Raw genomic sequence first — 13,276 nt, 5'->3', positions numbered from 1 at the left:
TTGTGACCGTTATCGCACTTTCACCGCCGCGTGAGGTACGACTCAGTTCAGCTGGTTCACCAGCCCGGCTCGCCCGTGACCGGCAGGTTCACGAAGCTCGGGCGATTCTGGTCCAGCCGCACGTGCTCGGGCTTCAACCCCGTGTCCACCAGCATCGGCAGGATCGGCAGGCCCTTGGGGAAGTTGCCCGCGAACACATCCACGCGCAGGCGGTGGCCCGGCTGCAGTACCGCCTGCGTGCCCGACAGCGCGATGTCGAGGATGGTCGGCCGGCCCGGCACCGTCGGCTGGCGCTTGTCCAGCGAGACGTAGGCGCGCGGATCGGTGTAATCGCCGTTGGCCGAACGGGTGCTGTGCGCGTCGTCGATCTGCCGCAGCGAGGCCATCAGCTGACCGGAGGTCAGCACGGTCGACTGCCCGTCGGGCGCAACGTCGTTCACCGTCACGGTCCAGTAGCCGTCGGCGGCGTCCTGAACGGTGTTGAGGTGCACCGCGATCGGGCCGGAGATCGTGGTCGCGCCCGGCACCGGCGCGCTGGTGAAGGTCAGCGCGTTGATCTCGGCGATCCGCGAATCGCTGCCGCAGGCATTGATGATCGCGAGCACGCCCGTGGTGGCCTGGGCGGCGTCGTTGGAGCACACCGTGCTCAGGCCCGGCGCGACGGTCAGGCTCGCGGTATCACCGTTCGGGCCGCCGGTCAGCGAACCGTCGTAGACGCTGTTCGCGGTGCCACTTCGATTGGCGGACAGGTACATCCGGCGATACTTCGAGGCCTCCTCGGCCGGGGCGGTGGCGCCGAAGCCACCCTGGGTGATCCAGCCGCCGCCCTGCTGGCGCAGCGTCACCGGGCCGTACCGGTCGATGCCGTTGTCGATTCCCTTGAGCCACTTGTCGAACCACGCGCGCTGCAGCACGTCCAGGCGCGGCGGCAGGCCGGGCCGGCCGGTCTCGTTGCCGGAGGTGACGTGATAGGTGTTGCCCATGAACAGCTGCTTCTGGCCGGGCGGCATCGAAACCTGGTTGTAGATCTTGGATTCGGAGTAGGTGAACAGGTCGTGCCAGCCGCCGACGACGAACGTCGGAATCGTGATCCGGCCCGGATCGCCCATCCACTGCTTCCGATCCGACGACATGTCGGTCAGCATCCGCTTCAACCGGGGATCCAGATCCTGTATCCGCGGCTGGGTGTAGGCGTTGGCCAGCACGTCCATGTAGGTGAGCGGATCGGCCGCGCGGTCGGTGAGCCACTTGGTGTCGAAGTTCCCCGTGGCCAACGACTTCAGGTCCGGTACCCACTTGAGGCCGTTGACCGCGCTGAGCCACAGCGGAATGAAGTTGACGCCGAAGCCGCCGCCGGGCGCGAGCACGTCGTCGATGAGGTCGCTGCCGGGCACGACGGGGAAGATCGCCTTCAGCGCGGGCGGGTGCTTCTCCGCTGCCTGCACCTGGTTGATGCCCGAGTAGGAGATGCCGTTCATGCCGACCTTGCCGTCGGACCACGGCTGCCGGGACGCCCAGTCGATCACCTCGACGGTGTCCTGCTGCTCGCGCCCGCGCAGGATGTCCCAGTCACCCTGGGAGAAGCCGGTTCCGCGCACGTCCACGACCACCTGCGTGTACCCGCTCTCGACCAGCTGCCGGTCAACGCTGAAGTTGCGCAGCTCGCCGCCGCCGAACGCCCTGGTGAAATCGGTGAGCCCGGACAGCGGGGTGCCCGACATGTCGATCTGCTGGAACAGGTGCAGCAGCGCGTCGGACAGGCCCGGAATCGATCCGGCCTGGTCGGCGATGGCCGAGACCAGCTTGGTGTACGGGGTCATGTTGACGATGGCGGGCGTGCGCACGTCGACGGGCCGCCCGATGGCATCGGCGGGGCGGTACACGTTGCCCTTCAGGACGGTGCCGTCGCTCATCCGGATCGGCACATCCCAGTCGATGTGAATGTTCGGGTATTGCTGCGGGCCGTCCTCGGCGGCGGTCCAGGCCGTGCCGGCGACTCCGCCGTCGGGACCGGTGACCGCGGGCGCCGCGGCGGAGGTTCCGGGGAGGAAGGGAAGGGTGATGGTGGCGGCGACGGCCGTGACTGTGGCCCGCAACGCGTACTTCATCGGACGTGATCCACCTCTCGAAATGGTCGAACGTCCGGGAGTCTATCTACCGATGAGTAAGTTTCAAACCATCGGTTACACCAATTGCAACGAAAGTCTTGCACCTTCTCACCTTCTCACCGGTCCGGGCGCTCGATCCCGGGCTCGCAACCTTCCGATCCCGGTCGCATTCGATCGGCCGTCACCTGGGACAACCCGATACGGACGCGGCGGCGGCAGAGCCCCGGAGAGCGAATAGCAATGTGATAGCTACGCTTCCGTAGACGAGAGGCAGTTCACAGCATTTGGGTGGTTTGCCGCGAGTCTTGTCGGCGGTGCGCGGTCGGCCGAACGATGTCCCGGACCAAACGACGCCGCTGCGAGAACGATTACCTTCGGCGAACCGTGGTGGTGGCGAAACGAGCACGACTCGACGCGGTTCCGTGAAACGACGAAGCGCCGCGAACCGGTTGCCCGGTCGCAGCGCTTCGGTCGGTCCCCCAGAACTCCGAGGGGCGAGTTACCTACTTACCGCCCTGATTCGCGACGGCGGCGGCGCCGGCGGCCGCGGCCTCCGGATCCAGGTACTCCCCCGGCCCGACCGGACGCAGGTTCTCGTCCAGCTCGTAGCGCAGCGGGATGCCCGTCGGGATGTTCAGCCCGGCGATGTCGTCGTCCGAGATCCCTTCCAGGTGCTTGACCAGCGCGCGCAGCGAATTACCGTGCGCGGCAACCAGAACCGTCTTCCCGGCCAGCAGCTCCTTGGAGATCGTCGACTCCCAGTACGGCACCATGCGGGCCACGACGTCCTGCAGGCACTCGGTGGCGGGCGCGGCGATATCGGCGTAGCGCGGGTCGCCGTCCTGGCTGTACTCGGTGCCCGCCTCGATCGGCGGGGGCGGGGTGTCGTAACTGCGGCGCCACAGCATGAACTGCTCGTCGCCGTACTTGTCGCGGATCTCGGCCTTGTTCTTGCCCTGCAGCGCGCCGTAGTGGCGCTCGTTGAGCCGCCAGTCGCGCACGACCGGAATCCAGTGCCGATCCGCGGCGTCCAGGGCCAGGTTGGCGGTGCCGATGGCGCGGCGCAGCAGCGAGGTGAACACGATATCGGGCAGGATCTTGTGCTCGGCCAGCAGCTCGCCGGCGCGCTTGCCCTCGGCCATGCCCTTCTCGGTGAGGTGCACGTCCACCCAGCCGGTGAACAGGTTCAGGGCATTCCATTCGCTCTCGCCGTGGCGCAGCAGCACGAGGGTGTACGTCATGTGGGCCATCATTCCACGATGCGGATAAGGCCGTGCCCGGGCCCGCACTCGATCGGGCGCGGTCAGGCCAGCTCGATCTCGTCGAAATCCACCGCGACCCGGTGGGTACGCTGCCAGCCCATCGAGAGATCCAGCCATATCTGCGAGCTGTGCGCGTCGATCTCCCGCACTACCCCGCAGCTGCCCTGGAACGGCCCGCTCGGCACGAAGACCACATCACCCGGCACGTATTCGACAGACACGAGATCGAACGTAATCGGTTTGCCGGCCGAAATCGACGAAGGCACGCCCTCGAGCGTCGACGACCGCCCGTATGCGGCCGCGCCGCACCCGACCGACACGGCGATGCTCAGTCGTACTCGTCGGCGGCGTGCCCGGCCGCCAGCACGCCCGCGCCGACAAGGGTGGCGCCGTTGTGAATTCGCGAGGGCAGCACCTGGATCTCGCGCAGGAAGCCGAGGCGGGCATGTTCGGCGATCGCGGCGCGCATCGGATTCCACAGCGGCTCACCGGATTCGGAGAATCCGCCGCCGATGATCACGCGGTCGATGTCCAGCAGCGCCGCCGCGGAGGAAATCGCCTGTCCCAGCGCGGTTCCGGCCCGCTCGAGGGCGGCCAGCGCGATCGGCTCCCCCGTGTGCGCGGCCCGTGCCAGCTCGATGCCCGACTCGCCGGTCCAGCCCTGGGCGCGCGCCCAGCGCACCGACGACATGCCGCTGGCGACCGCCTCGACGCAGCCGATGCCGCCGCAGCCGCAGCGATCCCGCGATCCGGGGACCACGATGTGCCCGACGTGACCGGCATTTCCGGTGCGGCCCACCGCGACCCGGCCGTCCTCGAGGAATCCGCCGCCGATCCCCGACGAGACGGTCATCGCCAGCCCGTCGCGTACCCCGCGCAGCCCCCCGATGTGATGTTCGGCCAGCGCCAGGCAGGCCCCATCGTGCGCGAACCGGATCACCGCCCTCGGGAACAGCTCCTGCACCGACGCCACGATCGGAAAGCCCGGCTTCCACTCGGGGATGTTCAGCGGCATCGTGATCCCCCGCGGGACGTCCACCGGCCCCGCCGACCCGATCCCGACCGCGCTCACCCGCTCCGGCGCGGCCACCTTCCGCAGCAACTCCCGGCACGCCTCCCAGACCCCCTCGCGCGGCACCGCGGCCACCCGCACGTCCCGGACCTGCGGCCCCTCGTCCACAATCCCCGCCGCAAGCTTCGTCGCCCCGATGTCCAACGCCACAACCGTCACGCCCGCATCCTCGCACCCGCCGCCGCAGCCGTCTCGCCGTTCGGAAGTTCTTCCGTCCGATCGGCCGGCCGAGACGGACCGCAACGCGACAAGCGTGTAGCCCATCCGCCTCGAAGGAGTCGAACGCTTGTATCGGATGGAACCCGATCGGTTCGCCGTACAGGGTGCGGCACGCCGTCCGCTGCCAGGGCACGGCAGACCGATCGCCCTCGAGTTACGGCAGACCGGTCGCCCCGGGTAACGCCAGACCGGTCGCCGCTGGGATATGGCAGACCAGTGGCCCTCCTGGATACGACAGACCAGTCGCCCCCGGGATTCCGGTGCCGACGCCGCGCCGTTCAGGCGGTGAATTCGGGCCCGTCGAAACGGTCGAGAGTCGTGAAGTCCTCGACCTCGGCGCGGCGCAGGCGCTTGGGCCGGCGCACAGGATGCCCCAGGATCAGCAAGCCCGCGACCGCGTGGGTGTCCGGCACGCCCAGCACCTCGCGGGCCTGGGGCTCGCTGCGGGTGAGCATCGTGGTCGGCACGCCGGCGAGGCCGTGTTCGCGCGCGGCGAGCAGCACGCTCCAGACGAACGGGTAGATCGAGGCGCCGCCGACCAGGGTGTACCGGTCGAAATCCCGATCGACCGCCGCGAGCGCGCGCAGGTCGGCCAGGACCGCGATCATCACCGGCACCTCGTGTAACCGCTCGGCGAAATCGCCCCGCGGCAGGGTGCCCGCCTCGCGCAACGCGACCTGCTCGGCCTCGCGATCGGTGATCGGGGCCCACGGCACCAGGCCCGCCTTGCCCAGCGCCAGATATTCGTCCCAGCCGTTCAGGTACAGATCCCGCAGGGCCAGCCGCACCTGCGGATCCTTGACCACGATCGTCCGCCAGCCCTGGCGGTTGCCGCCGCTGGGCGCGAAGCGGGCGGTCTCGAGAATGTCGTAGACCGTCTGGTCCGCGACCGGCTCGTCGGTGAATTCGCGGACCGCACCCGTCGTCCGCAGCGCATCGCTCAGCTCCATCGGGCCATTGTCGATCGGATCGCCGCGACCCGCACCGCCGGGTCGGGTGTCCCCCGCCGCGCACTCGACCGGCCGTCCGAGTGGATCAGGATCCGGGTACCCGGAGCTGCGGTCGGTCCGGGGTCAGCGGGGAGATCGGCGGCGGCTCGTCCAGCAGCGCTACAGGAAGATCCACAGCTCGGCAGCAGCGGCTGATACGAGTTCACCACCCGTACGTCAACTGTCGACACGGCACTGCTCGGCGTGAGCGAGCCGGTCAGGAGTCCTCGGCCTCGACGAGATGCTCGAAGGCGCGCAGATTCTTCAGCGATTCGCCGCGGGACACTCTCCACTTCCATTCGCGGCGAATGGATTCGGCGAAGCCGAGCTCGAGCAGGACGTTGAAGTCCGCGTCCACGGCCTCGAGGATCTGGCCGAAGACGGTGTCCAGCTCATCGGGCGTGACCGCGTGGGTCGCGATGCGGCCGACCAGGTAGATGTCGCCGACCCGGTCCAGGGTGTAGGCCGCGCCGTAGAGGCGGCGGTTGCGGCGCAGCAGGAATTTGTAGACGCCCTCGAAGTTCTCGTCCGGTTTGCGGCAGACGAAGCATTCGTGGCGCACGCCGTGCTTGCCGACGGTCAGCATGACGGTGGTCTTCAGCTTGCGCTCGCCGGGCAGCACCACGACGAACGTGTTCTCGCCCTCGCGCGTGTACTCGACCTCCCGATCGCGCAGCGTCTCCTCGATCAGCTGTGCGGTCTGCTCGATCACCTGCGCACCACTCCCATCCGGCGCCGCCACAGCGCCCGCGACCTGGCCTGATTGCTCTCGCTGAGCAACGTACCCGCCAGCCGCGAGCGCATGCCGAGGCGGCCCGCGAGCGCCTCGGAGTAGCTGTCCAGCAGGCCCTCGGCGGTGTGTTCCCAGGAGAAGTTGGCCGCGTGCGCGCTCGCCGCGCGGCCCATCGCGTGCAGGCGGGCCGGGTCGTCGAGCATCGTGCGCAGCGACGCGGCCCATTCGTCGGTGCGGTGACCGGGCACCAGCAGGCCCGAAACCCCGTCGCGCACAGCGGTTCCCAGGCCGCCCACCTGTGCGGCGAGCACCGGCGTGCCGCTGGCCTGGGCCTCGATCGCGACCAGGCCGAACGATTCGTTGTAGCTGGGCACCGCGACCACATCCGCGGCGCGGTACACCTGCACCAGCCGGGAGGGCGCCTGCGGGGGCAGGAAGGTCACCCGGTCTGCGATGCCGAGGGAGGCGGCGAGTTCGATGAGCGCGTCGGGGCGGTCCAGGCCGGTGCCGGACGGGCCACCCACGATCAGCACCCGCAGCGCCCGGTCCGGCTCGGTGCGCAACACCTGCGCGGCGGCGTGCACCAGCACGTCGGGGGCCTTGAGCGGCTGGATCCGGCCGACGAACGCGACGACCTGCTCGTGCGGGGCAATGCCCAGCTCGGCGCGGGCCGCGGCGCGATCGCCGGGACGGTAGCGCGCCAGATCGGCACCGGGCAGCACGACGTCGATGCGTTCGGGATCGGCGCCGTAGAGCTCGACCAGCTGGCGGGCCTCCTCGCCGGTGTTGGCGACGAGCCGGTCGGCCTCGTCGACGAGTTGCTTCTCGCCGATCTCGCGGGCGGCGGGCTCGGGGGTGTCGCCCTCGGCGAGGTAGGCGTTCTTGACCGCGGCCAGGGTGTGCGCGGTGTGCACCTGCGGCACCCGCCAGCGGTCACGCGCGAGCCAGCCGACCTGGCCCGAGAGCCAGTAGTGGGAGTGGATGAGGTCGTAGTACCCGGGCAGCTGCCGGGCCTCCTGCCGCAGCACCTCGGCCGCGAACGGGCACAGCTGAGTCGGCAGTTCGTGCTTGTCCAGGCCCTCGAACGGCCCGGCGACGACGTGCCGCACGAGCACGCCCGGCGCGGCCTCGACCACCGGCTCGTCGGCGGAGGAGGTGGCACGGGTGAAGATCTCCACCTCGACGCCGCGGCGAGCCAGCTGAATCGCGGTCTGCAGCACGTAGACGTTCATGCCGCCCGCGTCCCCGGTGCCCGGTTGCGCCAGTGGCGAGGTATGCACCGATACCACCGCGATCCGATGGGGCCGGACATCCGAACGAGAACTCACCACCCCTCCAGTGTGCACGGGCCGCGCACCCCACCGATGCGACCCGGACCACGAAGTGAGAGCCGTCACAACACCGTTCGCACGGGTGTTGGCCCGGTCGGCACTGCTCTGCGATGATCGGCGGCATGAGCGGCCCCGGCGAGCGCCAGCAGCTGCGACTGACCGCGAAGGAATTCGCCGACGGCAAGGCGGACGAACTCGGTGACATCGAGATCGTCAATGGGCTCATCGTGCGGATGCTGGCCCAGAAGCCACTGCACAGCCGGGTGATCCGCCGGCTGGCAGGGCTGTTCGAGGCCGCGCGCCGTCCCGAAGGTCCGTGCATGGTGGTCGATTCCGACGTCGCCGCGCGGTTCGCCGACGCCGAATCCCCGGCCCCGGATCGCCGGTTGAACATCCGCTACCCCGACGTCTGGATCCGGGATTGCGAACCGTGCGAGGTCAACACGGTCCTAAAACACATCCTCCTGATCGTCGAGGTCACCTCCGACTCGACCATCGACGTCGACATCAACGACAAGCGAATCCAATACGCGGCCGCGGGAATTCCCCGCTACCTGATCATCAGGCTCGATCAGAAAGAGGAGCGGATCGAGGAGACCGAGGAGTACCGCCTGGACTGGTCCGGCCGCCGCTACCTCGTGCACACCGTCCACCGCCGTGTACTGCTCCTCGACGACCCCATCGAGGTGACGATCCCGTTCGACACACTCGAACAGCCGTAAGCCGCTCCTACGCGTTCAGAATGCGGTGGTGTCGATGGTGAGCGCGAAAGGATCCGGGAGTGAAATCGGATCGCCGAACGGGTACGGGCCGTCGGTCTTTCCATATCCCAGATCGTGTGGGTGCGCATACAGCGTCCACGTACGGTCCTGGCGATCCACCAGCAGGTAGAGCGGGGCGCCGTATTGCGCGTACCGCTTGCGCTTGGCGGAGCGATCATTATCCGCTGTGGAATCCAAGGTCACCTCGACCACCAGCAGTGTCTGGCCGGGCACCAACGCACCCGTACCGTCGGCGAGTTCCTCGGGGATCACCGCGAGATCCGGGACGTACCAGTTCGGGGACCCCGGCAGATCCAGATTGCCGGACCCCGTCAGACAGTTGAGCTCATCGACCCGCGCGTCCAGCTGCCGCCGAATTCGCGCGATAATCCGCTCGTGGTCCCACATCCGTGACACCAGTACGATCCGCCCCTCGATGACTTCAGCACTGCGACCCTCGACGTGCTGCACCGCGTACTTGAGAGCCGCCTCGTGATTCACGTCGTCATAGGCGGCCATCAGATGTGCCACGACCCTCCACCACCTTCCGTCCGACCCGGTCACGCCTCCCCGCGTTGTCAGGTTAGCCGCTACCGCCGACGAATCGGAGGGGGCGGCGATGGGAACCGGCGGGTTCAGTCGAGGGTGTCGATGAAGGCGGCGACCTCGGTGGCGAAGCGGGCCGGGTCCTCGATGAACAGGCCGTGCTGGGAGTCCGGCCAGTAGGAGGTGCGGACGTCGGGGGCGGCCTCGGCGATGTACTCGCCGTTGGCGATCGGGACGACCGGGTCGGCGGTGCCGTGCAGGACCAGGACCGGGACATCCAGGGTGCGGAGCATCGGGGTGTTGTCGGTGGTGCGGTAGAACAGGGCCTTGCGAACCCGGGGCGGGGTGGACAGGCTGCCGCCGTACAGGCGCTGGGCGTCGGCGCCCTTGTCGCGGGCGTGGCCGGTGTTGGCATTGCCGAACGCGGCGAAGCCGCGCATCGCCTTGCCCGCGGACTCCTCGAACACGTCCGGGATGGCCTGCTGCATGGCCGGGCCGGGTTCCGAGCCGGGCACGCCGCGGCCGATGCCGGCCTGGGAGCTGCAGTAGATCGCGCCCGCGACGGCGCCGGTGCCGTAGGCGGCGAGATAGTCGCTGAGCACGATGCCGCCGTACGACCAGCCCAGCAGCACCGCGCCGGTCTCGATGCCCTCACCGGCCAGCACCGCCGCGACGTCGGCGGCCCAGTTCTTCGGGTCGTCGTATCCGGTTTCGGGCGCATCGGAGTATCCGTGCCCGCGCAGATCCACCGCGATCACCCGGAATCGCCGCGCCAGCTCGTCTGCGGCCACACCCCAGTTCCGCAGGTTCCCGGCCCAGCCGTGCAGCAGCACCAGCGGCCGCCCGCCGTCCGGCCCGCTCACCCGGTAGACGATGCCGGTTCCGTCCGCACTGATCACTTCCCGAATAGCCATACCGCGAGGCTAGCCGCTGCCCGTTGCGGCCCCGCCTCGAGCGGTTCATAAGAAGTTGCCAAGAACGGGCGGCTTCACTACCTCGCGAGGCACGAAATCCCGTGCGAGACGAGCAGATCAGCAACGAGAAAGAGGCATCGGAAATGAGCAGCACCCCGGACACCGCACGCGAGCAGTTCATGGCGCCGGGCTGGTACGTCGACCCCGCCGACACCCAGGTCAAGCGCCGCTGGGACGGCTATGGCTGGACCGACGACGTCATCCCCGCCGAGACGATTCCCGCCCCCTGGGTCACCCCGGCCCCGGCCCGGGAGACCGCCGCCGCGAAACTCTGGGCGCGCAACTCGCTCTCGTTCGTCGCGCTGATCGTCTGCGCCCTGTACCTGGTCGTCGACCAATACTCGAATTTCGTTGTGTTCGGGCTGGTTCCGATCTCCCTGTCGATTCAGGCGTTCCGGCGCCGCGAGCCGCTGTGGTTCGCCGCGGCCATCGCCACGGCCGCTGTCGTCGCGGCGCCGTTCGTCCTGTTCAACCGCTGACCCGCATCAGGCCGGGGCGACCTCGTAGCGGCTGGTGATGGCCACCCGATTGAACGCGTTCATCACGGTGGTCAGCCACGCGATCGCCGCGATCTGCTGCTCGGTGAGATCGGCGGCCGCGGCGGCGTAGTCCTCGTCGCCGACGTGACCGTCCGCCACCAGCGTGATCGACTCCGTCAGCCGCAGCGCCGCCCGCTCGACCGCCGAGAAGTAGCCGGTTTCGGCCCAGGCCGGCAGGACCGCGATCCGATCGGGCTGCTCGCCCTTCGCCAGCGCGTCGCGCGTGTGCATCCTGAGGCAGAACGCGCATCCGTTGATCTGCGACGTGCGCAGCTTCACCAGCTCGACCAGGAGCGGGTCGATTCCCGCGGCCGCGGCACCCTGCTCCGCGGCCTGCGAGAACGCGACCAGCGCCTGGTAGCTGGCCGGATCCTGCTTGCTGATCATCACGCGAGACTGCATCGTTCCTCCGCTCATCGGGTTCCCCCAAGCTATCTCGGACTAAATAGATCCGCAATATCCAAGATAGAATGCGGGACATGAAGCTGCCCTCGAGTACCGAATGGCTGCTGCACTGCGCCTCGACGCTGGCGCAGCTCGAACCGGGGGCGACCGCGTCCGCGGCGCAACTCGCGCAGTACTTCGACATCCCGGCGGCCTACCTCGCCAAGCAGTTGCAGTCACTCGTACGGGCCGGCGTACTGGCCGCGACGACGGGCCCGCGCGGCGGATTCCGGCTGGCCCGGCCCACCGCGGAGATCACGCTGCTGGACATCGTCGAGGCGGTGGACGGCGCCTCGGCGCCCTACGAATGCCGGGAGATCCGGCAGCAGGGTCGCGGCGCGCTGCCCACCGACATGTGCCGCACCCCGTGCATTCTCGCGATCAAGATGGCCGAGGCGCACGAGGCGTGGCGCGCCAGCCTCACCACCACCACACTCGCCGACATCCTCGCCACCCTGCCCGACTCGACCCCGCCCCGCACCCGCCGGAAGTTGACGGGACAGCCGTAGCCGAATCCACGAGATCCGCGCGACCGAGCGCCGGGAACGCTCGATATCGATTGCACGACAAGATCATCAGCACCCGATATCGACCGGCGGAAATATGAACATCGGATGATGCCCGGCTCAAATAATTCTCAACTTCGGACGCACAGGTCCGCGATCGCTCCAATGCCGGCGCCCGTCCCGTGATCACCACCGGGACTTGCCGACCCAGCTGTTTACCCAATGTTCGGAAGAACCGGCAGATGTTGCTAACGCACGCCCGGGACGATCCGATTGTCATTATGTCGAGGACGGCAGGTACGCACCTTCCCAACGGTGCAGGCAGTCCCCCCGAGACTCTGGTGGACGATAGGTACGCGAGCCAATCTCGAACAGATAACACAGGAACAGGCACTGATGATGATCGCTCAGGAAACCGATGGCCGGGCGCGGCTGATGCCGGGTGTGCCGCACGGCGAAGACGGCCACCCGCTGATGGCGAATTGGTACGAATTCTCCCCGCCCCTGCCGGACGCCGATCACGCGGTCCGATTCGCGGTTCTGGACGCACGCGGCTTCTATCCCTGCGACGGCCTCGGACTCGTCCTCGACGGCAGCCACTGCCTGTGCAAGCGCCGTGGACTGACGAACGACGACGCGCTCGCGGCGCTCGGCGCCGGTTACCACCTCACGTAGCCCCGTGGGCTCGCGCACCGCGAGCCCACTAACCCGCCGCCGCTGATCAGGTCGCCGAGTCGATTCGGCCGGTGAGACGCCCGATCGCGGCGGCATCGTTGTGTCCGGCGAACGCCCGCGCAACCGGACCGAGCGGCCGCAGCGCGCCGCGGAACCCGCCCAGCACCGCGACCCGCGTGCCGGCGGCCTCGGGAACCACGGCCATGCCGCCCAGCAGGAACCGGCTCTGCATCAGGCACCATCCAGGTTCCAGCACCACCGTGAAGCGCGCCCGCAGCCCCGAACGACCGCGAACCAGCAGCCGCCGGGCCGAGCCCGCGCGATCGGGAAGGTAGCGCGCCGAGGCGATATCGGCGAACAGCCACCGCGGGAGTTCACCCTCCAGATCGGACATCACCGCCCACACCCGATCCGGCGCGGCGTCGAGCACCGCCTCGTGCAGATGCCCGCCGGGCGCCGCCGCGGCGATCACGCGCAGCCTCCGGACGGGATCGAAGTCGGCCACCGGCCACCGCATCGACTCGCTCATGCCCGCCACTCCCTCCGAAAGCTGGCGCGCGCCCGCGCCAGTCGCGACTTCACCGTTCCCACCGGAACATCGAGCAGCCGCGCGGCGTGCTGCTCGTCCAGCCCCTCCAGGTCGCGCAGCACCAGAATCGCGCGATGCTGCGGGCTGAGCCGGCGCAGCACGTCCGCCACATCGACGGCCAGCTCGACATCGCCCGGGGCGGGCAGCTCCGGCAGCTCGGCGGCAACCGGCCGGCTCCGCGCCACCTTCACCGCCTCCCGCACCGCGATGACGCGCACCCAGCCGAACAGCGCCCGCGGATCGCGCAGCCGGCGCAGGTGGCCGAAGACCGCAATCAGCGTCTCCTGCACCGCATCCGGGCCCAGATCGAGCGCGATCGGGCCGCACAGCGCACGCACGTAGGGCGTGATCGCCGTCAGCAGCTCGTCGACGGCCAGCATGTCGCCCCGCTGCGCGGCCCGGACCAGATCCGCCAGCCGATCCGGATCGATCCGGCGCGGATCCCGGTCCTCGGGTGGTCCGGACATCAGCGCCCCTTCGTTCAATGGGTATCGCACACATCGAAGGAGCGGCCGACGGTCCGGAAGG

General features: G+C 69.1%; 16 protein-coding genes. 4 read left to right on the top strand and 12 right to left on the bottom strand.

The window, feature by feature from the left end; all coding sequences use genetic code 11:
- Positions 1–56 precede the first annotated feature (56 nt).
- From KO481_RS04530 to mshA, 7 genes are all read right to left on the bottom strand, one after another.
- A complete protein-coding gene (locus KO481_RS04530) occupies positions 57–2,108 on the bottom strand; it encodes a CocE/NonD family hydrolase (RefSeq protein WP_215915595.1) in 2,052 nt (683 codons plus the stop codon).
- A gap of 503 nt (positions 2,109–2,611) precedes the next feature.
- Complete coding sequence (locus tag KO481_RS04525) at positions 2,612–3,349, bottom strand: phosphoglyceromutase (protein WP_215915594.1); 738 nt, start codon at positions 3,347–3,349, stop codon at positions 2,612–2,614.
- A gap of 62 nt (positions 3,350–3,411) precedes the next feature.
- Positions 3,412–3,591 (bottom strand): KOW domain-containing RNA-binding protein, encoded by a 180-nt coding sequence (locus KO481_RS04520; RefSeq protein WP_245400263.1) that lies wholly within the window; start codon positions 3,589–3,591, stop codon positions 3,412–3,414.
- A 107-nt stretch (positions 3,592–3,698) separates the two neighbouring features.
- Positions 3,699–4,601 (bottom strand): ROK family protein, encoded by a 903-nt coding sequence (locus KO481_RS04515; protein WP_215915593.1) that lies wholly within the window; start codon positions 4,599–4,601, stop codon positions 3,699–3,701.
- 338 nt (positions 4,602–4,939) lie between these two features.
- Positions 4,940–5,611, bottom strand: coding sequence for a nitroreductase family protein (locus KO481_RS04510; protein WP_215915592.1), 672 nt, complete (start codon positions 5,609–5,611; stop codon positions 4,940–4,942).
- A 256-nt stretch (positions 5,612–5,867) separates the two neighbouring features.
- Entirely contained in the window at positions 5,868–6,359 is a 492-nt protein-coding gene (locus tag KO481_RS04505; protein WP_215915954.1) for a type III secretion system chaperone family protein, read from the bottom strand.
- Positions 6,359–7,711 carry a D-inositol-3-phosphate glycosyltransferase gene (mshA, locus tag KO481_RS04500; protein WP_215915591.1) on the bottom strand — a complete coding sequence of 451 codons (1,353 nt, stop codon included), beginning with the start codon at positions 7,709–7,711 and terminating at the stop codon, positions 6,359–6,361. Before mshA ends, KO481_RS04505 begins: the two co-directional genes overlap by 1 nt.
- A 125-nt stretch (positions 7,712–7,836) precedes the next feature.
- Between mshA and KO481_RS04495 the strand changes: the two genes are divergently transcribed.
- Positions 7,837–8,436 carry a Uma2 family endonuclease gene (locus KO481_RS04495; protein WP_245400262.1) on the top strand — a complete coding sequence of 200 codons (600 nt, stop codon included), beginning with the start codon at positions 7,837–7,839 and terminating at the stop codon, positions 8,434–8,436.
- Positions 8,437–8,451: 15 nt separating this feature from the next.
- Here KO481_RS04495 and KO481_RS04490 read toward each other — a convergent pair whose 3' ends face one another.
- Entirely contained in the window at positions 8,452–9,006 is a 555-nt protein-coding gene (locus KO481_RS04490; RefSeq protein ID WP_215915589.1) for a Uma2 family endonuclease, read from the bottom strand.
- A gap of 104 nt (positions 9,007–9,110) precedes the next feature.
- Positions 9,111–9,935: an alpha/beta fold hydrolase gene (locus tag KO481_RS04485; RefSeq protein ID WP_215915588.1), complete on the bottom strand. Its 825-nt coding sequence runs from the start codon at positions 9,933–9,935 to the stop codon at positions 9,111–9,113.
- A 143-nt stretch (positions 9,936–10,078) separates the two neighbouring features.
- On the opposite strand from KO481_RS04485, the gene KO481_RS04480 reads away from it, so the two are divergent.
- Positions 10,079–10,474, top strand: coding sequence for a DUF2510 domain-containing protein (locus KO481_RS04480; protein WP_215915587.1), 396 nt, complete (start codon positions 10,079–10,081; stop codon positions 10,472–10,474).
- 6 nt (positions 10,475–10,480) lie between these two features.
- Here the strand turns inward: KO481_RS04480 and KO481_RS04475 are convergent, their stop codons facing one another.
- Positions 10,481–10,936 carry a carboxymuconolactone decarboxylase family protein gene (locus KO481_RS04475; protein WP_215915586.1) on the bottom strand — a complete coding sequence of 152 codons (456 nt, stop codon included), beginning with the start codon at positions 10,934–10,936 and terminating at the stop codon, positions 10,481–10,483.
- Positions 10,937–11,013: 77 nt separating this feature from the next.
- Between KO481_RS04475 and KO481_RS04470 the strand changes: the two genes are divergently transcribed.
- A complete protein-coding gene (locus tag KO481_RS04470) occupies positions 11,014–11,487 on the top strand; it encodes an RrF2 family transcriptional regulator (RefSeq protein WP_215915585.1) in 474 nt (157 codons plus the stop codon).
- A gap of 393 nt (positions 11,488–11,880) precedes the next feature.
- On the top strand, positions 11,881–12,159 hold the full coding sequence (locus KO481_RS04465; RefSeq protein ID WP_215915584.1) for a hypothetical protein: 279 nt from the start codon (positions 11,881–11,883) through the stop codon (positions 12,157–12,159).
- Between the two features lie 46 nt (positions 12,160–12,205).
- Here the strand turns inward: KO481_RS04465 and KO481_RS04460 are convergent, their stop codons facing one another.
- Together KO481_RS04460 and KO481_RS04455 are read right to left on the bottom strand one after the other, a co-directional pair.
- Positions 12,206–12,688, bottom strand: a complete 483-nt coding sequence (locus KO481_RS04460; RefSeq protein ID WP_215915583.1) for an SRPBCC family protein — start codon at positions 12,686–12,688, stop codon at positions 12,206–12,208.
- Positions 12,685–13,215 carry an RNA polymerase sigma factor gene (locus tag KO481_RS04455; RefSeq protein WP_215915582.1) on the bottom strand — a complete coding sequence of 177 codons (531 nt, stop codon included), beginning with the start codon at positions 13,213–13,215 and terminating at the stop codon, positions 12,685–12,687. The genes KO481_RS04460 and KO481_RS04455 overlap by 4 nt, the downstream gene beginning before the upstream one ends.
- Between the last annotated feature and the right edge of the window lie 61 nt (positions 13,216–13,276).

Source organism: Nocardia albiluteola (assembly GCF_018860155.1).
Classification (GTDB): domain Bacteria; phylum Actinomycetota; class Actinomycetes; order Mycobacteriales; family Mycobacteriaceae; genus Nocardia; species Nocardia albiluteola.
This window is presented reverse-complemented; position numbering and strand designations above follow the sequence as displayed.